The 25,420-nt window shown below is 71.6% G+C and carries 20 protein-coding genes and 1 pseudogene; 6 read left to right on the top strand and 15 right to left on the bottom strand.

Annotation, left to right across the window (positions count from 1 at the left end; translation table 11 throughout):
• Positions 1-10: 10 nt before the first annotated feature.
• A complete protein-coding gene (gene tkt, locus OG310_RS26810) occupies positions 11-2,098 on the bottom strand; it encodes a transketolase (RefSeq protein WP_329458423.1) in 2,088 nt (695 codons plus the stop codon).
• A 317-nt stretch (positions 2,099-2,415) separates the two neighbouring features.
• On the opposite strand from tkt, the gene OG310_RS26805 reads away from it, so the two are divergent.
• From OG310_RS26805 to OG310_RS26795, 3 genes are all read left to right on the top strand, one after another.
• The gene (locus OG310_RS26805) at positions 2,416-3,363 is read left to right on the top strand and encodes a heme o synthase (RefSeq protein WP_329458422.1); all 948 of its coding nucleotides are present in this window, start codon (positions 2,416-2,418) and stop codon (positions 3,361-3,363) included.
• Between the two features lie 949 nt (positions 3,364-4,312).
• Positions 4,313-4,594: a hypothetical protein gene (locus OG310_RS26800; protein ID WP_329460401.1), complete on the top strand. Its 282-nt coding sequence runs from the start codon at positions 4,313-4,315 to the stop codon at positions 4,592-4,594.
• Between the two features lie 94 nt (positions 4,595-4,688).
• Positions 4,689-5,756, top strand: a complete 1,068-nt coding sequence (locus OG310_RS26795) for an amidohydrolase (protein ID WP_329458421.1) — start codon at positions 4,689-4,691, stop codon at positions 5,754-5,756.
• A gap of 92 nt (positions 5,757-5,848) precedes the next feature.
• On the opposite strand, the gene OG310_RS26790 is transcribed toward OG310_RS26795, so the two are convergent.
• The 14 genes and pseudogenes from OG310_RS26790 to OG310_RS26725 form a co-directional block, all read right to left on the bottom strand.
• Positions 5,849-7,381, bottom strand: coding sequence for a PH domain-containing protein (locus OG310_RS26790; RefSeq protein WP_443078736.1), 1,533 nt, complete (start codon positions 7,379-7,381; stop codon positions 5,849-5,851).
• The gene (locus OG310_RS26785; RefSeq protein ID WP_329458420.1) at positions 7,378-7,938 is read right to left on the bottom strand and encodes a PH domain-containing protein; all 561 of its coding nucleotides are present in this window, start codon (positions 7,936-7,938) and stop codon (positions 7,378-7,380) included. The genes OG310_RS26790 and OG310_RS26785 overlap by 4 nt, the downstream gene beginning before the upstream one ends.
• Positions 7,939-7,942: 4 nt before the next feature.
• Positions 7,943-9,598, bottom strand: a complete 1,656-nt coding sequence (gene pgi, locus OG310_RS26780; protein WP_329460399.1) for a glucose-6-phosphate isomerase — start codon at positions 9,596-9,598, stop codon at positions 7,943-7,945.
• A gap of 146 nt (positions 9,599-9,744) precedes the next feature.
• The gene (locus OG310_RS26775) at positions 9,745-10,080 is read right to left on the bottom strand and encodes an RNA polymerase-binding protein RbpA (protein ID WP_329458419.1); all 336 of its coding nucleotides are present in this window, start codon (positions 10,078-10,080) and stop codon (positions 9,745-9,747) included.
• A gap of 170 nt (positions 10,081-10,250) precedes the next feature.
• On the bottom strand, positions 10,251-10,487 hold the full coding sequence (gene secG / locus OG310_RS26770; protein WP_329458418.1) for a preprotein translocase subunit SecG: 237 nt from the start codon (positions 10,485-10,487) through the stop codon (positions 10,251-10,253).
• Between the two features lie 179 nt (positions 10,488-10,666).
• Positions 10,667-11,422 (bottom strand): triose-phosphate isomerase, encoded by a 756-nt coding sequence (gene tpiA / locus OG310_RS26765; RefSeq protein WP_329460398.1) that lies wholly within the window; start codon positions 11,420-11,422, stop codon positions 10,667-10,669.
• 46 nt (positions 11,423-11,468) lie between these two features.
• Complete coding sequence (locus OG310_RS26760) at positions 11,469-12,686, bottom strand: phosphoglycerate kinase (RefSeq protein ID WP_329458417.1); 1,218 nt, start codon at positions 12,684-12,686, stop codon at positions 11,469-11,471.
• A 93-nt stretch (positions 12,687-12,779) separates the two neighbouring features.
• Positions 12,780-13,784 (bottom strand): type I glyceraldehyde-3-phosphate dehydrogenase, encoded by a 1,005-nt coding sequence (gene gap / locus OG310_RS26755; RefSeq protein ID WP_329458416.1) that lies wholly within the window; start codon positions 13,782-13,784, stop codon positions 12,780-12,782.
• Positions 13,785-14,086: 302 nt separating this feature from the next.
• Positions 14,087-15,076, bottom strand: coding sequence for a DNA-binding protein WhiA (gene whiA / locus OG310_RS26750; protein ID WP_225017232.1), 990 nt, complete (start codon positions 15,074-15,076; stop codon positions 14,087-14,089).
• Positions 15,067-16,101: a gluconeogenesis factor YvcK family protein gene (locus OG310_RS26745; protein ID WP_329458415.1), complete on the bottom strand. Its 1,035-nt coding sequence runs from the start codon at positions 16,099-16,101 to the stop codon at positions 15,067-15,069. The genes whiA and OG310_RS26745 overlap by 10 nt, the downstream gene beginning before the upstream one ends.
• Positions 16,098-17,102 (bottom strand): RNase adapter RapZ, encoded by a 1,005-nt coding sequence (gene rapZ, locus OG310_RS26740; RefSeq protein WP_329458414.1) that lies wholly within the window; start codon positions 17,100-17,102, stop codon positions 16,098-16,100. The genes OG310_RS26745 and rapZ overlap by 4 nt, the downstream gene beginning before the upstream one ends.
• Positions 17,095-19,386, bottom strand: a complete 2,292-nt coding sequence (gene uvrC / locus OG310_RS26735) for an excinuclease ABC subunit UvrC (protein WP_329458413.1) — start codon at positions 19,384-19,386, stop codon at positions 17,095-17,097. Before uvrC ends, rapZ begins: the two co-directional genes overlap by 8 nt.
• 152 nt (positions 19,387-19,538) lie before the next feature.
• Positions 19,539-19,964: pseudogene (locus OG310_RS26730) on the bottom strand (Rieske (2Fe-2S) protein); the annotation flags it as partial.
• 160 nt (positions 19,965-20,124) lie between these two features.
• Entirely contained in the window at positions 20,125-20,781 is a 657-nt protein-coding gene (locus OG310_RS26725) for an MBL fold metallo-hydrolase (protein WP_329458412.1), read from the bottom strand.
• Positions 20,782-21,084: 303 nt separating this feature from the next.
• Between OG310_RS26725 and uvrA the strand changes: the two genes are divergently transcribed.
• The 3 genes from uvrA to OG310_RS26710 all read left to right on the top strand — a co-directional run bounded on the left by uvrA (position 21,085) and on the right by OG310_RS26710 (position 25,390).
• The gene (gene uvrA, locus OG310_RS26720; protein ID WP_329458411.1) at positions 21,085-24,060 is read left to right on the top strand and encodes an excinuclease ABC subunit UvrA; all 2,976 of its coding nucleotides are present in this window, start codon (positions 21,085-21,087) and stop codon (positions 24,058-24,060) included.
• A 26-nt stretch (positions 24,061-24,086) separates the two neighbouring features.
• Positions 24,087-25,031 carry an alpha/beta fold hydrolase gene (locus tag OG310_RS26715; RefSeq protein ID WP_329458410.1) on the top strand — a complete coding sequence of 315 codons (945 nt, stop codon included), beginning with the start codon at positions 24,087-24,089 and terminating at the stop codon, positions 25,029-25,031.
• A 134-nt stretch (positions 25,032-25,165) separates the two neighbouring features.
• On the top strand, positions 25,166-25,390 hold the full coding sequence (locus OG310_RS26710; RefSeq protein WP_329458409.1) for a superinfection immunity protein: 225 nt from the start codon (positions 25,166-25,168) through the stop codon (positions 25,388-25,390).
• Positions 25,391-25,420: the final 30 nt, after the last annotated feature.

Raw genomic sequence — 25,420 nt, 5'->3', positions numbered from 1 at the left:
TGTACTGGCGTCAGCGTGCGGAGGCGTCGAGAGATTCCCGCGCGGCGGCGAGAACCGCGTCGGCGGTGAAGCCGAACTCACGGAAGAGGACCTTGCCGTCCGCCGACGCACCGAAGTGCTCGATCGAGACGACACGGCCCGCGTCGCCCACGTACCGGTACCAGGTCAGGGCGATTCCCGCCTCGACCGCCACGCGCGCCTTCACGGACGGCGGCAGGACGGATTCGCGGTACTCCTGGCTCTGCTCCTCGAACCACTCGACCGACGGCATCGAGACGACGCGCGTCGGGACCCCCTCGGCCTGGAGCCGCTCGCGCGCCTCGACGGCGAGCTGCACCTCGGAGCCCGTGCCGATGAGCACGACCTGCGGGGTGCCGCCCTCGGCCTCGGCGAGCACGTAACCGCCGCGTGCCGTGTCCTCGTTCGGCGCGTACGTCGGCACGCCCTGGCGGGTCAGCGCGAGGCCGTGCGGGTGCCCCTTGCCGTACTCCTTGGTGTAACGGCGCAGGATCTCGCGCCAGGCGATGACCGTCTCGTTCGCGTCCGCCGGGCGGACCACGTTGAGGCCGGGGATGGCGCGCAGCGTGGCCAGTTGCTCGATCGGCTGGTGCGTCGGGCCGTCCTCGCCGAGGCCGATCGAGTCGTGCGTCCACACGTACGTCACCGGCAGGTGCATCAGCGCGGACAGGCGTACCGCGTTGCGCATGTAGTCCGAGAAGATGAGGAACGTACCGCCGTAGACACGGGTGTTGCCGTGCAGCGTGATGCCGTTCATCTCCGCGGCCATCGAGTGCTCGCGGATGCCGAAGTGAATGGTGCGGCCGTACTGGTCCGCCTCCGGCAGGGGGTTGCCGACGGGCAGGAACGACGAGTTCTTGTCGAACGTCGTGTTGTTCGAGCCCGCCAGGTCGGCGGAGCCGCCCCACAGTTCGGGGACGACCGGGCCGAGCGACTGCAGGACCTTGCCGGACGCGGCGCGCGTCGCGAGCGACGTGCCGGTCTCGAAGACGGGCAGCGCGTCCTCCCAGCCCTCGGGCAGGGCGCCCGAGGCGACCCGGTCGAAGGTCTGGGCGTGCTCCGGGTTCGCGGTGCGCCACGCGGCGAAGGTCTTCTCCCACTCGGCCCGCGCCTCGCGGCCCCGGTCGAGCGCCTTGCGGGTGTGCCCGACGACCTCGTCGGCGACCTCGAAGTCCTGCTCGGGGTCGAAGCCGAGGACCCGCTTGATGGCGGCGACCTCGTCCGTGCCCAGCGCCGAGCCGTGCGCGGCCTCGGTGTTCTGGGCGTGCGGGGCCGGCCAGGCGATGATCGAGCGCATCGCGATGAAGGAGGGCCGGTCGGTGACGGCCTTGGCCTTCTCGATCGCCGTGTACAGGGCCTTCGGGTCGAGGTCGCCGTCCGCCTTCGGCTCCACGCGCTGGACGTGCCAGCCGTACGCCTCGTAGCGCTTGACGGTGTCCTCGCTGACCGCGGTCTCCGTGTCGCCCTCGATCGAGATGTGGTTGTCGTCCCACAGCAGGATCAGGTTGCCGAGCTTCTGGTGGCCCGCGAGGGAGGACGCCTCGGCCGAGATGCCCTCCTCAAGGCAACCGTCGCCCGCGATCGCGTAGATGAAGTGGTCGAACGGGGACGCGCCCTGCTCGGCGTCCGGGTCGAACAGTCCGCGCTCGTAGCGGGTGGCCATGGCCATGCCGACCGCGTTGGCGACGCCCTGGCCCAGGGGGCCCGTCGTCGTCTCCACGCCGACCGTGTGGCCGTACTCCGGGTGCCCGGGGGTCTTGGAACCCCATGTCCGCAGGGCCTTCAGGTCATCCAGCTCCAGGCCGAACCCGGCCAGGTAGAGCTGGATGTAGAGGGTCAGGGACGAATGTCCCGCGGACAGGACGAACCGGTCACGGCCGGTCCAGTCCGCGTCGGCGGGGTCGTGCCGCATCACCTTCTGGAAGAGGGTGTACGCGGCAGGGGCCAGGCTCATCGCCGTACCGGGATGGCCGTTGCCGACCTTCTGCACGGCATCCGCTGCCAGGACACGGACGGTGTCGACCGCCCTCTGGTCCAGCTCTGTCCACTCGAGGTCTGTGGTGGTCGGCTTGGTGCTCACCCTGAGTCAGGGCTCCTCTCCACATGTCGCGGCCGGTGTCCTGCGGGCGCACCGGTTCGATGTCGAGCCTACCCTTGCGCCCGCGACGGACTCACGCATGCATTTCCCGCGCATTTCCCCTGCATTCCCAGGGTGCGGCCCGGGGCGGAAGTCTGCCTCCCGGTGAGCCTTTCGTATGGCCACGGGGCGCCCCAACACGACCCACCCCCGCGAAGAACGGCATCTGGGCAACGTCTAGAGTGGCGTGGTACGCGCAAGACTTCACCGGGGCTTCACTACGCCCGGAGCTTGCTGGGATTTCTCTGTCAGGGGTGTACGTGACGGCCGTCGAGTCCCGACCCGCAGGGGTCGCCGCGACTTCGAGCCCGAGGGCCCGTCGGCCGTTCGGAGCGCGTGTCAAGGCGTTCGTGGAGCTGACGAAGCCCCGGATCATCGAGCTGCTGCTCATCACCACCGTGCCGGTCATGTTCCTCGCCGCCCAGGGCGTGCCGGACCTCTGGCTGGTCCTCGCGACCTGCGTCGGCGGTTATCTCTCCGCGGGCGGCGCCAATGCGCTGAACATGTATATCGACCGTGATATCGACGCCCTGATGGACAGGACGTCACAGCGGCCCCTGGTGACCGGAATGGTCTCCCCCCGCGAAGCCCTCGTATTCGGTCTCACGCTCGCCGTCGTCTCGACGCTCTGGTTCGGCTTGCTGATCAACTGGCTGTCGGCGGCGATGGCCCTCGGCGCTCTGCTTTTCTATGTGCTCGTCTACACGATGGGACTCAAGCGCCGCACCTCGCAGAACGTGGTCTGGGGCGGCATCGCCGGCTGCATGCCGGTCCTCATCGGCTGGTCGGCCGTGACGGACTCGATGTCGTGGGCGGCCGTCGTCCTCTTCCTCGTCATCTTCTTCTGGACGCCGCCGCACACGTGGGTCCTGATGATGCGGGTACGCACCGACTACGAGCGGGTGGGCGTACCGATGCTCCCCGCCGTCGCCACGAACACGGCCGTCGCCAAGCAGGTCGTCGCGTACAGCTGGGTCATGGTCCTGGTGTCGCTGACGCTCACGCCGCTCGGCTACACCGGCTGGCTCTACACGGTGGTCGCCGCACTGTCCGGCGCGTGGTGGCTGGCGGAGGCGCACAAGCTCCAGGCGCGCGCCAAGGCAGGCGTCGTCGGCGCGAAGCTCAAGGAGATGCGCCTGTTCCACTGGTCCATCACCTACGTCTCGCTGCTGTTCGTGGCGGTGGCCGTGGACCCCTTCGTGCGCTGACCCCGCGCACGGGCCCGAAGCCCTGCCCGGCGCCCCGGTGACCGCGTGGCCAAAGCCACCCGCCCGGGGCGTCGCTGATCCCGCTACTGGTGGGTAGCCTGCGCACATGGCAGAGAGCGAAGAGAGCGGTCAGGGCGGACGCGCCGAGGACGAGGTCCCCGGGACGCCCGAGGCCCCGGCGGCGGAGACGGCCCCGGACGCCGGGACGGCGGGGTCGTCCCCCGAAGCCGAGGAGAAGCCGGGAGCTTCCGCGAAGCCCGAGGCGGCCGTGCCGTCCGAGGCGGCTGAGAAGCCCGGCACGGCGGCGACGCCGGAGGCCGTCACGACGGCGAAGGACCAGGACGCGAAGCCGGTCACGAAGGACACGGCGGACCCCGAGGGCGAGCCGGCCACCGGCACGACGGCCGGGACCGGGTCCGAGGCGGGCCCCGGGCCGGAGCGCGAGGCCGAGCCCACCGCGACGGCGAAGCCCGAGGCGAAGCCCGAGGCGAAGCCCGAGCGCACAGCGGATGCCGCGCCCGCGGCGAAGCCGGAGGCCACGGCCGAGACCACGCCCGAAGCAAAGCCCGAGCGCACAGCGGAAACCACGCGCGAAGCGAAGCCCGAGGCCACGGCCGAGACCACACCCGAAGCAAAGCCCGAGCGCACAGCGGAAACCACGCGCGAAGCGAAGCCCGAGGCCACGGCCCAGGCGAAGCCGGATGCCACGGCCCAGGCGGAGACCAAACCGCGAGCGAAACCGGACCCCGCACCCACAGCGCAGACCGAGCCGCGAGCGAAGCCGGAGCCCGCAGCCGCCCCCGAGCCGGAGCCCGGGACCGAGTCCACGTCCGCTTCCGGTGCCACCGCCGAGGCCGTGGCCGAGGCGGTCCAGGAGCCGCCGGCCGCCGAGAAGCCGGACCCGGCCGAGCGGCGCCGCGAGGCGAAGGCCGCGCGCACGGCGGCCCGGCTGGCGAAGCAGATCGTCGCGTTCGGCTCGCGCCACGGCGGTGCGCGGGGCCAGCTCGCGCACCTCGGCAGGCGGGGCACGCGCATCGTGCTCGTCGGTGAGGACGGCGGCTGGGGCGACCTCGTGGCGCCGTCGCACGACATCGCCCGCCGCGCAGCGGAAGGGGCGGGGCTCGCCCTCCAGGAGGCCTTCGACGGCGAACTGGCCGCCAAGGTCACCACTGGGCCGTACGAGTGGAAGCGGATGGCCGGCATCCAGCTCGGCGGACGCGGCGGCGCCTGAGGAACGGCGGGCCCGCCACCCGATCCGGGATTTCCCGTTAGGGACTGTGAGGAGCGTCCGACACGGTCCATGACGTCCACGACGGGAAACCCCGATGATCGAAACTGCGTCCCTGGTGGACCAGTACTGCCACGGCGTGCTCCGCACCGAGTTGGGGCTCGGCACGTTCGAGACCCAACTCGCCGACTCGGGCGGCCCGCCCGCGCCCGGCACGACGTTCTTCGACACCCAGACCGGCTTCGCGGTGCGCCGCTGGTGCCCGCCGCTGCTCGGCCTCGAACCGCACTGCGCGCCCGCCCGGTATCTGGCCCGGCGGCGCGAACTGGGCGTGGCCGTCGCCGCGCGGATGCTGCTGCGGGGCTCGGGCGTCACCACGTATCTGGTGGACACCGGGCTGCCGGGCGATCTGACGGGCCCGGAGGAACTGGCGTCGGCGGGCGGCGCGCGGGCCCGCGAGATCGTCCGGCTGGACCTGCTGGCGCAGCAGGTGGCGGACACCTCGGGGTCGGCGGGCGCACTGCTGGCGAACCTGATGGAGTCGGTGAGTTCGGCGGCGACCACGGCCGTGGCCTTCGCGTGCGCGTCCCTGCCCGCCGTTGACATCGCCCAGCCGCCGACGCCCCGTGAGACGCATGCCGCCGCCGCGCACTGGCTGACCACCCGCGCGACGGGTGATCCGCCCGTCGATCCCGTCCTGCTGCGCCATCTGCTGTGGACGGCGGTCGCGACGGGCCGTCCGCTCCAATTGCACCTGTCCCGCACGGAACCCCAGCGGCTGACGGGCTTCGCGGCGGCCACGGAGGGCCACGGCGTGCATCTGGTGCTGCTGGGCAGCTACCCGCACCACCGCCAGGCGGCGCGGCTGACCGCGCTGTTCCCGCATGTGTACGCGGACCTCGGCCCGGCCCTGACCCGCACCGGCGCACGGGCGGCGGCGCTGCTGGCGGAGGTGCTGGAGACGGCACCCTTCGGCAAGCTGCTGTTCTCCAGCGGGGCACGGGGGCTGCCCGAACTGCATGTGGTGGGCGCGCGGGTGTTCACGGAGGCGCTGGGCCGCGTCCTGGGCGGCTGGGTGGCCGACGGAGCCTGGTCGCTGTCGGACGCGCAACGGGTCTCCACCCTGATCGCCTCCCAGAACGCGCACCGCGTCTACGACCTGTAGGTCCCGTGTCTGGCACCGGCCCCGCGGTCCCCTCCCGCCGGGGGCGCCGTACGGCCCGGCTCCTGGGCTGTGCCGGGGCCCTGTGCGACGCGTCAGGCGTCGTCGGTCGTCAGGAAGGGCGCCAGCAGGCCCGGGACCGCCTCCTCGGCGAAGGCCAGGGCCTCGCCCTCCGCCACGTCGCGCACGTGGTAGGCACCGCGGCCCGCCGCCGTGGTCGCCGTCAGGGTGACGAGGCCCGCCCGGCGCTGGAAGTACGACTGCCGGACCGTCCAGCCGACCACGCCCGACCGCTGGAGCGCGACGGTCGACCTGCGGACCGCGCCGGACCGCGCCACCAGGTAGGCACCGCTCAGAGCGTGTCCCAGGGCCCGGTACGCGGTCCCCGCCAGGTACAGGGCCGCCGGCAGGGCCACGACCGCCACGCACAGCGCCACCCACCCGAGGCCCAGCACCGCGAACAGCGCGGCCGGGGCGAGCGCCGCCGCCAGCGCCCGGCGCAGACGCCTGGCCCGGGCCGCCGGAGGGTGGGCGGGCAGCGGGCCCGCCGTGGGCGACGACGGCGCGCGCAGCACGCGCGTGGCGACCTCGTGGGCGACGGCCCGTGGCGCGGCGGGCAGCAGGTTGCGGTGGTCGACGTGCTTCTCCCGGCTCTCCTTGTGGACGAGTCCGGTCGCGACGGCGTCGACGCGTGCCGCGCCGAACATCCTGACCCCGAGGGGCTCGACGACCTCGACGCCCCGCAGCCGCCGCTCCTCGACGGAGACCGACCGCGAGGTGAGCAGCCCGCGCCGGACCCGCAGCGTGCCGCCGGGCTCCCGCTCCAGCCGGTAGTTCCACCACATCTCGACCCAGACGCCCAGTGCCCCGGCCACCCCTGCCAGCAGCGCCACGAGCGCCGATCCGGCGATCGCCCAGCCGAGGGGGGCGTGCCGGAAGCAGTGGGCCACGAACCGGATCACGTCCTGCTGCGCACCGAACCAGTCGCTGATCTGCAGCAGGGCGCCGACGGACGCGCCGGCCAGCAGCGGTGACAGGAACGACAGCGGCGCGTAGAGCACCCAGCCGGGCCTGATCGACGCGAGCAGGCCCTCCTCGGGCTTCTCCCCCGCGCCCTCCGGCGCGTGCGCCAGCAGCTCCCTGCGCAGGCGTTCACCCTCCGCGCGGGCGACCGACTCCAGCTCCAGGGCGCCCTCGCGTGCGTGCTCACCGGTGCCGATCCGGACGGTGACCAGGCCGAACACCCGCAACAGCAGGTTGGCCGTCAGGTCCACGGTCCGGATGCGTTCCAGGGGCAACGAGCGGCGCTTGACGAGCAGCAGCCCCTGGCGCAGTTCGGCGCGCTCCGGGCCGATCCGGTAGCCGGTGCGCCGCCAGCGGACGTAGTCGACGCCGGTGCCGAGCGCGATCACCAGGACCGCTCCCGCCACCGTCCACACCATGGCGCGGCTGACGCCGATGGAGCCCATGATGCCGAGCGTCGCGGGCACGCCCGCCGTGACGACGACCCCGACGAGGACCATGGCCGTGACGACGTACGTCCGCGGGTCGAGCCGCCGCCACGGCAGTGCCTCCTCGGCGCCCGCGTCCGCCGCGCGTTCGCCGGCGTCCGTCACCGGAACGCTCATGTCGCGTCCCCCGGCGTCGCCTGGGTGATGCGGGTCAGCCGCTCGGCGAGGGACGCGGCGGTCTCCCGGTCGAGCCCCCTGATGTGCACGGCGCCCTTCGCGGACGCCGTGGTGACCGTGACCGTCGCGAGCCGGAACAGCTGCTCCAGCGGGCCCCGCACGGTGTCCACCGTCTGGATGCGGGACATCGGCGCGACCCGCCACTCCTGCAGGAAGAAGCCGGACCGCACGTAGACCGCGTCCTCGGTGACCTCCCACCGGTGCACCCGGTACCACCAGCGCGGCAGGGCCGCGGCGCAGACGAGGCCGGCCGCGGTGACGGCGCCCGCCGCGGTGAGCAGCGCCCCGCGCGCCGGCCCGATCAGCGCCCCGAGCACGGCGAGCACCGCGACCGGCCCGATCGCCGCCAGCAGGCACTGGGTGCGCCACCAGGCGACGGCACGCCGGTCGAGTGCCCGGTTCGGCGGCCGCAGCCGCGCCGCGCCCCGGCCGGCGCCGTCCGGCGCTCCGTACGGCGTCGTGTGTGCGGCCCCGGCCGCCCCCGCCCCCGTCGTCATCGGCTCAGCGGCCGCGCAGCGTCCGGTACAGGGCGACGAGCCCCGCAGTCGAGGAGTCGAGCCCCTCGGCGGACTTCTCCCCGGTCAGCACGGGCTCGATGTTCTTGGCGAGCACCTTGCCGAGCTCCACGCCCCACTGGTCGAAGGAGTCGATGTTCCACACGGCGCCCTGGACGAACACCTTGTGCTCGTACAGCGCGATGAGCTGGCCGAGCACCGACGGCGTGAGGTCCGGCGCGACGATCGTCGTCGTCGGGTGGTTGCCGCGGAACGTCTTGTGCGGCACGAGTGCCTCGGCGACGCCTTCGGCGCGTACCTCGTCGGGGGTCTTGCCGAAGGCCAGCGCCTGCGTCTGGGCGAAGAAGTTGGCCATCAGCAGGTCGTGCTGCGCGCGAAGGTTCGCCGGCAGGTCGCCCGAGGGGCGGGCGAAGCCGATGAAGTCCGCGGGGATGACCTTGGTGCCCTGGTGGATCAACTGGTAGTACGCGTGCTGCCCGTTGGTGCCGGGCGTACCCCACACGACCGGTCCTGTCTGCCACTCGACGGGCTTGCCGTCACGGTCCACGGACTTGCCGTTGGACTCCATCTCCAGCTGCTGGAGGTACGCGGTGAACTTCGACAGGTAGTGGCTGTACGGGAGGACTGCGTGGGACTGCGCGTCGAAGAACGAGCCGTACCAGACGCCGAGGAGGCCGAGCAGCAGCGGCACGTTGGAGGCGGGCGGCGCGGTGCGGAAGTGCTCGTCGACGGTGTGGAAGCCGTCCAGCATCTCGCGGAAGCTGTCCGGGCCGATCGCGATCATCAGCGACAGGCCGATGGCCGAGTCGTAGGAGTAGCGCCCGCCGACCCAGTCCCAGAACTCGAACATGTTGGCCGTGTCGATGCCGAAGTCGCCGACCTTCTCGGCGTTGGTGGACAGCGCCACGAAGTGCTTGGCCACCGCCTCCTGCCCGGCGCCGAGTTCACCCAGCAGCCACTCACGGGCGGAGGTCGCGTTGGTGATGGTCTCGATGGTGGTGAACGTCTTGGAGGCGATGACGAAGAGCGTCTCGGCCGCGTCGAGGTCGCGTACCGCTTCGTACAGGTCGGCGCCGTCGACGTTGGAGACGAAGCGGACGCTCAGGTCCCGGCGCGTGAACGTCTTCAGGGCCTCGTACGCCATGGCGGGGCCGAGGTCGGAGCCGCCGATGCCGATGTTGACGATGTTCTTGATGGGACGGCCGGTGTGACCGGTCCAGGCGCCGGAGCGCACGCGCTCGGAGAAGTCCGCCATCTTGTCCAGGACGGCGTGGACGGCGGGGACCACGTTCTCGCCGTCGACCTCGATCACGGCGTCACGCGGGGCCCGCAGCGCGGTGTGCAGGACAGCGCGGTCCTCGGTGGTGTTGATCTTCTCGCCGCGGAACATCGCGTCCCGCAGCTCGGCCACGCCCGTGGCCTTCGCGAGGTCGCGCAGCAGCGCCAGTGTCTCGTCGGTCACCAGGTGCTTGGAGTAGTCCAGGCGCAGGTCGCCCACCCGCACCGTGTAGTCGGTACCGCGCTCCGGCTGCGACGCGAACAGATCCCGCAGATGCGTGTCGGCCAGCTGTTCGCGGTGCTTGCCGAGCGCGGCCCACTCGGGCAGCTGGTTGAGCCTCGTACGCGCCCCGGTTGCGTTCATGTCGGACATCAGCCCACTTCTTCTCGTGCCTCTATGCGTGCCCCTGTTCGGACCCCAACCTAATTGATCAGGCAGGCGGCCGAGGGACCGGCGGGCACGAACGCGCCCGGCCGGTCACCCGAGGGTGACCGGCCGGTCCCGTCACGTCAGATCTCACCGCGGAGCTTCGCGAGCGCCTCGGCGAGGATCGCCTCGCCGTCCGCGTCGCTGCGGCGCTCGCGCACGTACGCGAGGTGGGTCTTGTACGGCTCGGTGCGCGGCGGGTCCGGCGGATTGTCCTGGTCCTGCCCGGCGGGGAAACCGCAGCGCGGGCAGTCCCACGTCTCCGGCACCTGAGCGTCGCTGGCGAAGCTCGGCTGGGTCTCGTGCCCGTTGGAGCACCAGAAGGCGATGCGCAGGCGGGGCGCGGACTCGCCACGCTCGGCCTCACCCATCGGCCCCGCTCCGACCCGGCTCCCCCGGATCGCGTTGCCACTTGCCACGGTCGTAACTCCCTGCGTGATGGTGCCGCAAAGCATCGAACGGCAGCTCCGCTGCCGGGCGCCCCAGTGTACGTAAGGCCCAACGCGCTTTCCGTTACGGGAGTTACCCCCTGTTCCGGACGCGGAACCTCATGATAGGCCGCGTCCAGGGAGGTGATACCCGCCCGCGCTCAGCCCTTGAGCTTGATGATCAGGCCGAGCGCGACGATGCACGCCACCCACAGGATGGCGACGACCACCGTGATGCGGTCGAGGTTGCGCTCCGCGACCGAGGAGCCACCCACGGACGACTGCATGCCGCCACCGAACATGTCGGAGAGGCCGCCGCCCTTGCCCTTGTGCATCAGCACCAGCAGCATCAGCAGCAGGCTGAAGACGATGAGGGCGATCGAGAACCCCAGAACCACGGCTGAACCAACTTCCTCGGACGGGCGGAATTGACACAGGACTGACAGGACTGACCACGGGTACCGCTCGTCATGCGCGAGGGGCGGCACCTGCGACGTACTGCGGGGGCCCGCCGCCGGACGCGTCGCGTCCGTGGCCGGCCCCCGCAAGGGTACGACGGATCCGTGCTACCGCACACTCACTGGTCGCGGAAGCGCACGATCTTGACGTACTCGTCCGTGTCCAGGGACGCGCCGCCCACGAGAGCACCGTCGATGTCGGGCTGCGCCATGATCCCCGCGACGTTCCCCGACTTCACCGAGCCGCCGTACTGGATGCGGACCTTGTCCGCGACGTCCTGCGTGTACAGATCCGCGATCTTGCCGCGGATCGCACCGCACACCTCCTGGGCGTCGCCGGCACCGCAGGTCTTGCCGGTGCCGATGGCCCAGACCGGCTCGTAGGCGATGACGAGCGTCTCGGCCTGCTCGGCCGTGATGTCCTTCAGACCGCCCTCGACCTGCGCGAGCGTGTGCTCGACGTGGCGGCCCTCCTCACGGACGGCCTCGTCCTCGCCGACGCACAGGATCGGGGTCAGCCCGTGCCGGTAGGCGGCCTTGACCTTGGCGTTGCAGAGCTCGTCGCTCTCACCGTGGTACTGACGTCGCTCGGAGTGGCCGACGACCACGTACGAGCACTTCAGCTTGGCGAGCATCGAGCCGGAGATCTCACCGGTGTACGCACCGGAGTCGTGCGCGGAGATGTCCTGGGCGCCGTACTTGATCTTGAGCTTGTCGCCGTCGACCAGGGTCTGTACGGAGCGCAGGTCGGTGAACGGCGGCAGGACGGCGACCTCGACGGCCGCGAAGTCCTTGTCGTTCAGGCCGAAGGCCAGCTTCTGGACCTGGGCGATGGCCTCAAGGTGATTGAGGTTCATCTTCCAGTTGCCCGCCATCAGCGGGGTCCGGCCGGTGTTCTCGGGCGTTGCGGTCATGGGAAGGTCAGTCCTCCAGTGCGGCGAGGCCGGGCAGCGACTTGCCTTCGAGGTATTCGAGGCTCGCACCGCCGCCGGTCGAGATATGGCCGAAAGCCGACTCGTCGAAGCCCAGCGTCCGCACGGCGGCCGCGGAGTCGCCGCCGCCCACGACGGTGAAGGCGGACGAGTCGATCAGGCCCTGGGCCACGGCCCGGGTGCCCTCGGCGTAGTCGGGGTGTTCGAAGACGCCCATCGGGCCGTTCCAGAAGACGGTGGCCGCGTCGGCGAGCTTGGACGCGTACAGCGCACAGGTCTCGGGGCCGTTGTCCAGGCCCATCTTCCCGGGCGGCATCCCGTCCGCGGGGACCGTCTCGGGGTGGGTGGGCGTCTTGGCCTTGAGATCGGGGAACTCGGCGGCGACCAACAGGTCGACGGGGAGCACGAACTCGACGCCGCGCTCGTCGGCCCGCTTGAGGTAGTCGCGCACGACCGGGATCTGGTCCTCCTGCAGCAGGGAGGAACCGACCTCGTGCCCCTGCGCCTTGAGGAAGGTGAAGGCCATGCCGCCGCCGATGAGGATGCGGTCGGCCTTCTCCAGGAGGTGGTCGATGACCCCGAGCTTGTCGGAGACCTTGGCGCCGCCGAGCACCACCACGTAGGGGCGCTTGACGTCCTCGGTGAGCTTCTTGAGGACGCCGACCTCGGTGGCGATGAGGCCGCCCGCGGCGTGCGGCAGGCGCGCGGGGAGGTCGTAGACGGAGGCGTGCTTGCGGTGCACGGCGCCGAAGCCGTCCCCGACGTAGAGGTCCGCGAGGGCGGCGAGCCGGTCGGCGAAGGCACCGCGCTCGGCGTCGTCCTTGGCGGTCTCGCCGGGGTTGAAGCGCAGGTTCTCCAGGACGGCGACCTGGCCGTCACCGAGACCCGCGACGACCGCACGGGCGGACTCGCCGACGGTGTCGGTCGCGAACGCCACTTCCTGGCCCAGGAGTTCACCGAGGCGGGCGGCGGCGGGCGCGAGGGAGAAGGCGGGGTCGGGCGCGCCCTTGGGGCGGCCCAGGTGCGAGGCGACGATCACGCGCGCGCCGGCTTCGGCGAGGCGGGCGACCGTCGGGACGACGGCCCTGATCCGGCCGTCGTCGGTGATGGCGGTGCCGGACAGGGGCACGTTCAGGTCGGCGCGGACGAACACGCGCTTGCCGCGCACACCGTCGCCGTCCGCCAGAAGTTCATCGAGCGTCTTCATCAGTTTCCTGGCCTCCTCAAGGCTGCCGACAGGCCACAGGGCCCGTACGCCGCGACGATGCGCGGGCCGGGCCCTGGGCTCATGCCGTACGGATCAGAGCTGGTTGCCGACGAAGACGGTCAGGTCGACGAGGCGGTTGGAGTAGCCCCACTCGTTGTCGTACCAGCCGATGATCTTCACGCTCTTGCCCTGGACCATGGTCAGGGAGGAGTCGAAGGTGCAGGACGCCGGCCAGTTCACGATGTCCGAGGAGACGATCGGGTCCTCGGTGTACGAGAGCAGACCCTTGAGATCGCCCTCGGACGCCTTCAGGAACGCGGCGTTGACCTCGTCCTTGGTGACCTCGCGCTCCACCTCGACCACGAGGTCGGTGACGGAGCCCGTGGGCACCGGCACGCGCATCGCGATGCCGTCGAGCTTGCCCGCCAGCTCCGGGATGACCAGCGCGGTGGCCTTGGCGGCACCCGTGGTGGTCGGGATGATGTTCTCGGCGGCGGCGCGGGCGCGGCGCAGGTCCTTGTGCGGGAAGTCCAGGATGCGCTGGTCGTTCGTGTACGCGTGGACCGTCGTCATCAGGCCCTTGACGACGCCGAAGTTCTCCAGGAGGACCTTCGCCATCGGCGCCACACAGTTGGTGGTGCAGGACGCGTTGGAGATGACGTTGTGCTGCGCCGCGTCGTACTTGTCCTGGTTGACGCCCATCACGATCGTGATGTCCTCGTCCTTGGCCGGAGCCGAGATGAGGACCTTCTTCGCGCCGCCCGCGATGTGCTTCTCGGCGTCGGCCTTCTTCGTGAAGATGCCGGTCGACTCGATGACGATGTCGACGCCCAGCTCGCCCCACGGAATGTCGGCGGGGTTGCGCTCCGAGAGCACCTTGATGACGTGCCCGTCGACGGTGATGGTGTCGGCGGTGTTGGTGACCTCGGCCTTGAGACGGCCGAGGATGGTGTCGTACTTCAGCAGGTGCGCCGTGGTCGCGGTGTCACCCAGGTCGTTGACAGCGACGATGTCGATGTCCGCACCCTGCTCCAGCAACGCCCGGAAGTAGTTGCGCCCGATGCGGCCAAAGCCGTTGATGCCTACGCGGATCGTCACGAACCGATCTCCTCGTTGGTACGCCGTGCGATTGCGACGCCCGGCGAGCTGTATGGGATGTCCCCGACCGTCTACGACCCTACCGCCCCCTGCCTCCGGCCGTGACATCAGAGGGTCCCATGACCACCGGTAACCGCACCGCGCTCACCTGGGCGGGTGCCCGGTCGGATGCGCGGTGCCGCCAGGCGCGCGTTCCCGCGCCGCCCGCCCCGCGGCCCAGGGCCCGCGCCGGCCCCTCGCCGGGGCCGGGGCGCGGGCCCCACGCGGTCGCGGTTGCGGTTGCGGCCCTTCGGCGTGGCGGGTCAGACCGCCAGGCCGTCCGCGAGCTCCTCGCTCAGGCCCGAGTCCGTCCCCGGGATGCCCAGGTCCTGGGCCCGCTTGTCGGCCATGGCCAGCAGACGGCGGATACGGCCCGCGACCGCGTCCTTCGTCAGCGGCGGGTCGGCGAGCGCGCCCAGCTCCTCCAGCGACGCCTGCTTGTGCTCCATGCGCAGGCGGCCCGCCGCCGCCAGGTGCTCCGGCACCTCGTCGGCGAGGATCTCCAGCGCCCGCTGCACCCGCGCCCCCGCCGCGACGGCGGCCCGCGCGGAGCGGCGCAGGTTCGCGTCGTCGAAGTTCGCCAGCCGGTTCGCCGTCGCGCGGACCTCGCGGCGCATCCGCCGCTCCTCCCACGCGAGGACCGACTCGTGCGCCCCGAGGCGCGTCAGCAGTGCCCCGATCGCGTCGCCGTCCCGCACGACCACCCGGTCGACGCCCCGGACCTCACGGGCCTTGGCGGGGATCTGGAGCCGGCGCGCGGCGCCCACCAGGGCCAGGGCCGCCTCCGGTCCCGGGCACGTGACCTCCAGCGAGGAGGAGCGGCCCGGTTCCGTCAGCGAGCCGTGGGCGAGGAACGCGCCCCGCCACGCGGCCTCCGCGTCGCACGTCGCCCCCGAGACGACCTGCGGCGGCAGTCCCCGGATAGGCCGGCCCCGGCCGTCCACCAGGCCCGTCTGCCGGGCCAGCTGATCGCCGCCCGTGATCACCCGTACGACGTAACGGCTGCCGCGCCGCAGCCCGCCGGGCGCCATCACGACCAGCTCGGAGTTGTGCCCGAAGATCTCCAGGATGTCCTTGCGCAGGCGGCGCGCCGCGATGCTGGTGTCGAGCTCCGCCTCGATCACGATGCGGCCGCTGACCAGGTGCAGTCCGCCCGCGAACCGGAGGATCGCCGAGACCTCGGCCTTCCTGCAGCACGTCCGGGTGACCGGGAGCCGAGCGATCTCGTCCTTCACCGCTGGCGTCATCGCCATGGGCCGATCCTTCCATGCATACGAAAAATACGGTCGTACGCGGCGGCCAGCAGCTCCGGGTCGTGCTTCGCGAAGCTGTCGCGCGCGGCGACCGGGGCCAGCTCGACGGCGGCACCGAAGCGTTTCGCGGCATCGGCGAGGGATTCACTGTCGGGCACGGCGGCCCGGTCGGCCAGCACCACGTCCAGGGCGAGTTTAGGGGCGTGTCGCGCCAAAACCTCCAAATGACGCTGCGGTGAGAAGCCCTCTGTTTCGCCGGGTTGGGGTGCGAGGTTCAGCGAGAGGACCCGCCGCGCCCTGGTCTCCACCAGGGCCGTCAGCAGCTCGGGCACGAGCAGGTGGGGTATGACGGAGGAGAACCAGGATCCGGGGCCGAGAACCACCCAGTCGGCGTCCATCACGGCCTGGACGGCCTCCGGTACGGCGGGCGGATCGGCCGGTACGAGGTGGACGGACTGGACCTCGCCGCGAGTCAGCGCGACCGTCGCCTGGCCGCGTACGGTCTCGATGTCGTCCGGGCGCGTCGCGTCGTGTCCCCTGACGAGCGCCTGGAGTTCCAGCGGCACCGCGGACATGGGCAGGACGCGCCCGTGCGCGCCGAGCAGCTTGCCGACGAGGTCCAGTGCCTTGACGTGGTCGCCCAGTTGTTCCCACAGGGCGACGATCAGCAGATTGCCGACGGCGTGGTCGTGCAGGTCGCCCTGGGACTCGAAGCGGTGCTGGATGACATGGGACCACGTCTGGCCCCACTCGTCGTCACCGCACAGCGCGGCGAGCGCCTTGCGCAGGTCGCCGGGAGGCAGCACGCCGAGCTCCTCGCGGAGCCGGCCGCTGGACCCGCCGTCGTCCGCGACGGTGACGACGGCCGTGAGGTCGCCGGTGATGCGGCGCAGCGAGGTCAGCGAGGCGGACAGGCCGTGCCCCCCGCCGAGGGCGACGACCTTGGGCTGCGCGCCGCGTCCGCGCGCGGACGGCGCGGGGTTGCCGGTGCGCAGCCTGCGGAGTCTGAACGTGCGGCCGGTCACTCGCGCCCCAGGTCGCGGTGGACGGTGACGGTCTCGATGCCCGCGTCGGCGAGGCGCGCGGAGAGCCGCTCGGACATCGCGACGGAGCGGTGCTTGCCGCCGGTGCAGCCGATGGCGATGGTCACGTAGCGCTTGCCCTCCCGGCGGTAGCCGGAGGCCACCAGTTCGAGGAGTTCCGTGTAGCGGTCCAGGAACTCCTTGGCCCCGGGCTGGTTGAAGACGTAGCCCGCGACCTCCTCGTTGAGCCCGGTGTACGGGCGCAGTTCGGGCACCCAGTGCGGGTTGGGCAGGAAGCGGCAGTCCGCGACCAGGTCCGCGTCGACCGGCAGGCCGTACTTGTAGCCGAACGACATGACCGTGGCCCGCAGTTCGGGCTCCTCCTCACCGGCGAACCCGGCGTCGAGCTTGGCGCGCAGTTCGTGCACGTTCAGGCTGGAGGTGTCGATCACCAGGTCCGCGTCGCCGCGCAGCTCGCGCAGCAGGTCCCGCTCGGCGACGATGCCGTCGAGCGTGCGGCCGTCGCCCTGCAGCGGGTGCGGCCGGCGCACGGACTCGAAGCGGCGCACCAGCGCCTCGTCGGAGGACTCCAGGAAGACGATCCTGCGGGTGACGCCCTTGGCCTCCAGGTCGGCCAGCGAATCGCGCAGGTTGTCGAAGAAGCGCCGGCCGCGCACGTCGACCACGACGGCGATGCGGGCCACGTTGCCCTGCGAACGGGCGCCCAGCTCGACCATCGTCGGGATCAGCGCCGGCGGCAGGTTGTCCACGACGAACCAGCCGAGGTCCTCCAGGCATTTGGCGGCGGTGCTGCGGCCCGCCCCCGACATGCCGGAGATGATCACCAGTTCGGGGATGCCGGGCTCGTGGCCGCCCCCTTCCGGCGGGACGGCCTCGCCGCCCCCGCCGCCCGTGTGTGTGCCGACCGTGCCCATGTGCCCTGCTCCGTCCCGGTGGTGCTCGCTGTGCCGGTCGCCCAGGTCGTCCCGGTCGTCCTCAGTCATGCCCGCTGTCCCCGCTGTCCCCGTCGTCTTCCATGATCTCTCCTGTGGCCGTGTTGACGGCCGGTGCGGCCGGGGCCGCCTTGGCGAGGGCCACGACCACGGACTCGGCCGTCTTGCGGCCGAAGCCGGGAACCTCGCAGATCTGCTCGATTGTGGCCTGCCGGAGCCTCTTCACCGAGCCGAAATGCTTGACGAGTATCTGTTTCCTCGCCTCGCCCAGACCGGGGACGTCGTCCAGCGGGCCCGACCTGATCCGCTTGGCCCGCTTCGCGCGCTGGTAGGTGATGGCGAAGCGGTGCGCCTCGTCGCGCACGCGCTGGAGCAGGTAGAGGCCCTCGCTGGAGCGCGGGAGGACGACCGGGTCGTCGTCGTCCGGCAGCCAGACCTCTTCGAGCCGCTTGGCGAGGCCGCACACCGCGACGTCGTCGATGCCCAGCTCGTCCAGGGCCCGCTTGGCCGCCGCGACCTGCGGCTGCCCGCCGTCCACGACGAGGAGCTGCGGGGGGTAGGCGAACCGCTTCGGGCGGCCCTCGTCGTCCTTGAGGCCCGCGAGTTCCGCCTCGAACGAGAGGGCGCCCCCCGTCGCGGTGGGCGGCGGGGTGACGGCCGGGCTCCCGTCGTCGGCGTCCGCCTCCGGGGCCCCCCAGGCGCCGCCGGGCGTCACGGGCTCCATCGTCCGGTCGGTCCCGGCACGGACCATGACACGCTCGGGACCGCGCGCGGCCCGCGTGTCCGGCCTGCCTCCCGCGGCCTCCTCGCCCGCACCGGTGCCGGCGCCCCCGCCGTTGGCGCCGCCCTCGCCGTTGCCGTTGGCGCTGCCGTTGGCGGGCTCCGGGGCCTCCTCGCGGCCCTCCGGCCACTCGCCCGTGCGCTCCTTCTCCTGGAGGTAGCGGCGGAAGCGGCGGGTGATCACCTCGTGCATCGAGCGGACGTCGTCCTGGCCCGCGAAGGACTTGATCTGGAACCTGCGGTACTCGCCCTTGCGGGACAGTCCGTCCTCGAAGACGACCATGGACGCCACGACGTCGTCGCCCTGGAAGTGCGAGATGTCGAAGCACTCGATGCGCAGCGGGGCGCTGTCCAGGCCGAGCGCCGCGGCGATCTCCTCCAGGGCGCGCGAGCGGGTGGTCAGGTCGCTGGCCCGCTTGGTCTTGTGCAGGCCGAGGGCCTGCTGCGCGTTGCGTGCGACCGTCTCCATCAGGTCCTTCTTGTCACCGCGCTGCGGGATGCGGAGCGAGACCAGGGAACCGCGCCGTTCGCTGAGCCACTGCGCGACGGCTGCCGCGCCGGCCTCGTCGTCGCCGGGCAGCGCGGGGACCAGCACCTCCTTGGGCACGGCGTCGCCGCGCTCCTCCCCGTAGAGCTGCTGGAGCGCGTGCTCGACCAGTTCCCCGGTCCCCACGGCCTCGACCTTGTCGGTGACCCAGCCGCGCTGCCCGCGCACGCGTCCGCCGCGCACGTGGAAGATCTGCACGGCCGCCTCCAGTTCGTCCTCGGCGACGGCGATGAGGTCCGCGTCGGTGGCATCGGCCAGCACCACCGCGTTCTTCTCCATGGCACGCGTCAGGGCGCCTATGTCGTCACGCAGGCGTGCCGCGCGCTCGTACTCCATCTCCTCCGCCGCCTCGGCCATCTCCCGCTCCAGGCGGCGCAGGTAGGCGCCGGTCCGGCCCGCCATGAAGTCGCAGAACTCCTCGGCGAGTTCGCGGTGCTCCTCGGGGGTGACCCGGCCGACGCAGGGCGCCGAGCACTTGCCGATGTAACCGAGGAGGCAGGGGCGGCCGGTGCGGGCCGCGTTCTTGAACACCCCGGCGGAGCACGTCCGCACGGGAAAGACGCGCAGCATCAGGTCGACGGTCTCGCGGATCGCCCACGCGTGGCCGTACGGGCCGAAGTAGCGCACACCCTTGCGCTTGGCGCCGCGCATGACCTGCACGCGGGGAAACTCCTCGTTGAGCGTCACCGCGAGGTACGGGTAGCTCTTGTCGTCGCGGTACTTGACGTTGAACCGGGGGTCGTACTCCTTGATCCAGGAGTATTCGAGCTGGAGCGCCTCGACCTCGGTCGACACGATCGTCCACTCCACGGAGGCGGCCGTGGTGACCATCGTGCGCGTGCGCGGATGCAGCCCCGACAGGTCCTGGAAGTAGTTGGCGAGGCGCTGGCGCAGGCTTTTCGCCTTGCCGACGTAGATCACCCGGCGGTGGTCGTCACGGAACTTGTAGACCCCCGGCGAGTCGGGGATCTCTCCCGGCTTGGGGCGGTAGCTGGAGGGGTCGGCCATACTGCCACCCTACTGGCGGGGACGGACAGTCAGGCTCCGAGCCCGGCGTGTGATCAGGGCGGACCGCGACCGGCTCAGGCCGCGGTGCCGGCGGCCCCGCCGGGTGCCCCCGCGGCGCTGCCGCGCGTCCCCTCGGCCTTGCCCGGCGCGGTGTCCGGGCCGGCGACGAGCCTGCCGCCCTCGGCCCGCACGGGTACGGGGGGCAGCGGCGAGCTCGCGGGACCCTGGACGACCTTGCCCGTGGTGACGTCGAACCGGCTGCCGTGGCACGCGCACTCGCCCGTCGTCCTGACGACCTCGGTCAAAACGCACCCCTGGTGGGTGCAGACGGCGCTGAAGCCCTTGTACCGGCCTTTGGAGGGGCAGTACACGACGACCTTGTCGTCGCGGTAGAGCCGGGCGCCGCCCACCGGCACGTCGTCGGGCGAACCGAGGTCGACGGGCGCCGTCGGGGTGGGGCTCGCCGCCGCCTTGCCACCGGGCCCGCAGGCGGCGGCGCCGAGAGCGGTGGCGCCCGCGAGCGCGGCGCCCTTGAGCACGGCGCGGCGGTTGGCGAAGCGTGCGGAAAGGCCGGACATCAGGGTGCTCCACGGACGGGGGGCGGAAGGGGTGGTACGAGCCCGACGTTACCGGGACGGACCAGACGTCCCGGCACCGGCCCCAGCCCCCTCCGGACCCCCTCGGCGCGGGACCCGCCGCCCGGTGCCGCCCGGCGGCCGGGCGGCACCGGGCGGCCTGTCACCAGCCGCGCTCGCGCCACTCGGGCAGGTGGGGCCGCTCGTCACCGAGCGTGGTGTCGTCGCCGTGCCCGGGGTAGACCCAGGTCTCGTCCGGCAGCCGGTCGAACAGCTTGGCCTCGACGTCGTGCAGGAGGCTCGCGAAGGCCTCGGGGTCCTGGTGGGTGTTGCCGACCCCGCCGGGGAAGAGGCAGTCGCCCGTGAACAGGTGCGGGTGGCCGTGCGGGTCGTCGTAGACCAGGGCGATGGAGCCCGGTGTGTGGCCGACCAGGTGGCGCGCGGTGAGCGTGATCTCACCGAAGCGGATGGCGTCGCCGTCCTCGACCGGTACGTCGGTGGGCACGGGGATGCCCTCGGTGTCGTAGCGTCCGGCGTACGTGCGTGCCCCGGTGGCCCCGACGACCTCGTCGAGCGCTGCCCAGTGATCGCCGTGGCGGTGCGTGGTGACGACGGCGGAGATGCCGTCCTCGCCGATGAGGCCGAGAAGGGCCGCGGGTTCGGCCGCCGCGTCGATGAGCAGTTGCGCGTCGGTGGCACGGCAGCGCAGCAGGTAGGCGTTGTTGTTCATGGCGCCGACCGCGATCTTCGAGATCATCAGGTCGGGCAGCTCGTGCACGTCGGCAGGCCCACCGACCTGCACCGCTCCGCTGTAGGTCATGGACGCCACCTTACGGGGCACGTGACGGGCGCCACCCGTTCGGGTGAAGAGGACGGAAGTCCCGCTTAAATCGAATGCGCGTGCTATAAGCTCGGTTACGGCAGCGGAAGAGGCATCCTGGTATGTGCACCTCATGCACAGCCGCACGGGTGCCCCCGTACCGATGCCCGTATCGACGCCTCCGTGCGGATGCGTCCGTGCACCCCGTACACCCCGTACAGCAGTCCATCGCTCTGGCGGCCCCCGGCATTCCGCCGAGGGGGCTCCGCCCCTGCATCCCCCCAACGAAAGGTGCGGACCGGCGTGGCCGACCGTCTCATCGTCCGTGGCGCTCGCGAGCACAATCTCCGCAATGTCTCGCTGGACCTGCCCCGCGATTCACTCATCGTCTTCACCGGTCTCTCCGGGTCGGGCAAGTCCTCCCTCGCGTTCGACACGATCTTCGCGGAGGGGCAGCGCCGTTACGTGGAGTCGCTGTCCTCCTACGCCCGGCAGTTCCTCGGTCAGATGGACAAGCCGGACGTCGACTTCATCGAGGGCCTCTCCCCGGCCGTCTCGATCGACCAGAAGTCGACCTCGCGCAACCCGCGCTCGACGGTCGGCACGATCACCGAGGTCTACGACTACCTCCGCCTGCTGTTCGCGCGCATCGGCAAGCCGCACTGCCCGCAGTGCGGCAGGCCGATCACCCGGCAGTCGCCGCAGGCGATCGTCGACAAGGTCTTGGAGCTGCCCGAGGGCAGCAGGTTCCAGGTCCTCTCGCCGCTGGTGCGCGAGCGCAAGGGCGAATTCGTCGACCTGTTCTCCGACCTCCAGACAAAGGGCTACAGCCGGGCACGCGTCGACGGCGCCACGATCCAGCTGACCGACCCGCCCAAGCTGAAGAAGCAGGAGAAGCACACGATCGAGGTGGTCGTCGACCGCCTGACCGTGAAGGACTCCGCCAAGCGCCGGCTGACCGACTCGGTGGAGACCGCCCTCGGGCTGTCCGGCGGGATGGTCGTGCTCGACTTCGTCGACCTCCCCGAGGACGACCCCGAGCGTGAGCGGATGTACTCGGAGCACCTGTACTGCCCCTACGACGACCTCTCGTTCGAGGAGCTGGAGCCGCGCTCCTTCTCCTTCAACTCGCCGTTCGGCGCCTGCCCCGAATGCACCGGCATCGGTACGCGGATGGAGGTCGACCCAGAGCTGATCATCCCCGACGAGGACAAGTCGCTGGACGAGGGCGCGATCCACCCGTGGTCGCACGGGCACACGCGGGAGTACTTCGGCCGGATGATCAAGGGCCTCGCGGACGCGCTGGGCTTCCGTACGGACATCCCCTGGGCGGGGCTGCCGCAGCGGGCCAAGAAGGCCCTGCTGTACGGCCACAAGACCCAGGTCGAGGTCCGCTACCGCAACCGCTACGGGCGCGAGCGCGCCTATGTGACACCGTCCTTCGAGGGCGCCGTCTCGTATGTGAAGCGGCGCCACCAGGAGGCGGAGAGCGACACCAGCAGGGAACGCTTCGAGGGGTACATGCGCGAGGTGCCCTGCCCGACCTGCGAGGGCACGCGCCTCAAGCCGATCGTGCTCGCGGTCACGGTGATGGAGAAGTCCATCGCCGACGTGGCCGCGATGTCGATCAGCGACTGCGCGGAGTTCCTGGGCCAGCTCACGCTGAACGCGCGCGACAAGAAGATCGCCGAGCGGGTGCTCAAGGAGGTCAACGAGCGGCTGCGGTTCCTGGTCGACGTCGGCCTCGACTACCTGTCGCTGAACCGCGCCGCGGGCACACTGTCCGGCGGCGAGGCGCAGCGCATCCGACTCGCGACGCAGATCGGTTCGGGCCTCGTCGGCGTGCTCTACGTACTGGACGAGCCGTCCATCGGCCTGCACCAGCGCGACAACCACCGGCTGATCGAGACGCTGGTGCGGCTGCGGGACATGGGCAACACCCTGATCGTGGTCGAGCACGACGAGGACACGATCAAGGTCGCGGACTGGGTCGTGGACATCGGCCCGGGCGCCGGTGAGCACGGCGGCAAGGTCGTCCACTCGGGCACCGTGAAGGAACTGCTGGCCAACGAGGAGTCGTTGACCGGCCAGTACCTGGTGGGCAAGCGCTCCATCGCGACACCCGAGATCCGGCGCCCCGTCGACCCCGCGCGGCGTCTGACCGTGCACGGCGCGCGGGAGAACAACCTGCAGGACATCGACGTGTCGTTCCCGCTGGGCGTGCTCACGGCCGTCACCGGCGTCTCGGGGTCCGGCAAGTCGACCCTGGTCAACGACATCCTGTACACGCACCTGGCCCGCGAGCTGAACGGCGCGAAGTCGGTACCGGGACGGCACACCCGCGTCGACGGGGACGATCTCGTCGACAAGGTCGTGCACGTCGACCAGTCGCCCATCGGTCGCACGCCCCGCTCCAACCCGGCGACGTACACCGGTGTGTTCGACCATGTCCGCAAGCTGTTCGCGGAGACGACCGAGGCGAAGGTCCGCGGCTACCTCCAGGGGCGCTTCTCGTTCAACGTGAAGGGCGGTCGCTGCGAGAACTGCGCGGGCGACGGCACCATCAAGATCGAGATGAACTTCCTGCCGGACGTGTACGTGCCCTGCGAGGTGTGCCACGGCGCCCGCTACAACCGGGAGACGCTGGAGGTCCACTACAAGGGCAAGAACATCGCCGAGGTGCTGGACATGCCGATCGAGGAGGCGCTGGAGTTCTTCGGTGCCGTCCCGACGATCTCGCGTCACCTCAAGACGCTCAACGAGGTGGGCCTCGGCTATGTGCGGCTGGGTCAGCCCGCCCCGACGCTGTCGGGCGGTGAGGCGCAGCGTGTGAAGCTCTCCAGCGAGCTGCAGAAGCGCTCCACCGGCAGCACGGTCTACGTGCTGGACGAGCCGACGACAGGTCTGCACTTCGAGGACATCAGCAAGCTGATCACCGTCCTGTCCAACCTGGTCGACAAGGGCAACACGGTGATCGTGATCGAGCACAACCTGGACGTCATCAAGACGGCGGACTGGGTGGTCGACATGGGCCCCGAGGGCGGCAACGGCGGCGGCCTGGTGGTCGCCGAGGGCACTCCCGAGCAGGTGGCGGGCGTCGCCACCAGCCACACCGGCAAGTTCCTCCGGGACATCCTGGACACGGAGCGCGTCAGCGACGCGGCCACGACCGGGAGGAAGGCGCCGGCCCGCAAGGCCCCGGCGAAGAAGACCGCCGCGAAGAAGGCCACGTCCGCGGGGGCGGCGCCGGCGAGCGCGCGTAAAGCGCGCGCGAAGTGAGCCGTGACCCGGCAGGATCCCGGGTCATGGCGAAGACAGCGCACGCGGGGGCCGACGGAACCGCTCACGGCGGCGGGGACGGCGAGGGCATCGACGTCGTCGCGGACGACGGGGTCCGGCTCTGGGCCGTCCGCGCGGCGGACGGCCCCGGGGCGCCGGTGATCCTCTGCCACGGCGGCCCCGGCATCTGGGACACCCTGCAGGCACCGGCCGCGCTCCTCGGAGGGCGGCCGGTGGTGCGCTGGGACCAACGGGGCTGCGGGCGTTCCGAACGCCGGGGCCCTTACACGGTGGCCCGCTCGATCGCCGATCTCGACGCCGTACGGCGAGCATCGGGATGGGAGCGGGCCGTGCTGGTCGGGCACTCGTGGGGCGCGCAACTCGCGCTCCTGTACGCGCTGGAGCGCCCCGACCGGGTCCGCGCGCTGGTGTACGTCTCGGGCGTCGGCGTGGACGACGTGTCCGCCTGGCATCCCGCCTACGAGGAAGGGCAGCGACGGCGGCTCGGGCACCGCCTGGCGCGATGGCGCGAGCTGAACGACCGGCCCGCGTCCGGCCTGACGGAGTCGGAGGACCGCGAACTCTGCGTGCTCCAGTGGTCGGCGGACTTCCTCGGCCCCGACGCCCTGGCGTCGGCCGAGGCCATGGCGACACCGTGGTTCGGCGTCAACCGGGCCTGCAACACGGCACTCAACCGCGAGCTGCGGGACCTGGCAGCCGACGGCGGGATGCCGGAGCGCTGCGCGGAACTGACCGTCCCGGTCCTGATCGTGGACGGCGCGCGGGACATCCGCCCGAGGTCGGCCGTGGATTCCCTGGAACGCGCGCTCCCGCAGGTCAGCAGGACCGTCCTGCCTCAGGCCGGCCACATCCCGTGGGCGGAGGACCCCGCGGGCTTCGCGGCGGCGATCACCGCCTTCCTGGACGGGCGGGAGGAGCCGCGCACGCCGGGAGCCGCACCGTCCGCGTGAGGAGCCGCGAGCAGCCAAGCCGGCGCCCCCGGGTCTTCGGGCGCGGACGATCACCCGCCCGTCGGGGCGGACCCGCGCGGCCGGCGCCGCACGGCGCCGACCGCGGCCGCGGGCCGTTGCCCTAGCCTCTTGTCATGTTCGGAACACTCGGCCCGTTTCTCTCTGTCCTGCTCACCATCGTCTTCATCGCGGTGTATCTCCTGCTGTCGCTGATCGCCTTCAACCGGGGCGTACCGCGGCGGTGGCTGATCCTGCTGGTGAACCTGGTCCTCGGCGGAACCCTGATCGGCTGGCTCGTCGCGCTCTACCTCGCGACACGCAGAACGACCGGAGACCGCTCGCCGCGCCTGTCGGCCTGAGTCCCGGCCCGGTCCCCGAGGGCCCGCGCG

The organism is Streptomyces sp. NBC_01497 (assembly GCF_036250695.1).
Lineage (GTDB): Bacteria > Actinomycetota > Actinomycetes > Streptomycetales > Streptomycetaceae > Streptomyces.
This window is presented reverse-complemented; position numbering and strand designations above follow the sequence as displayed.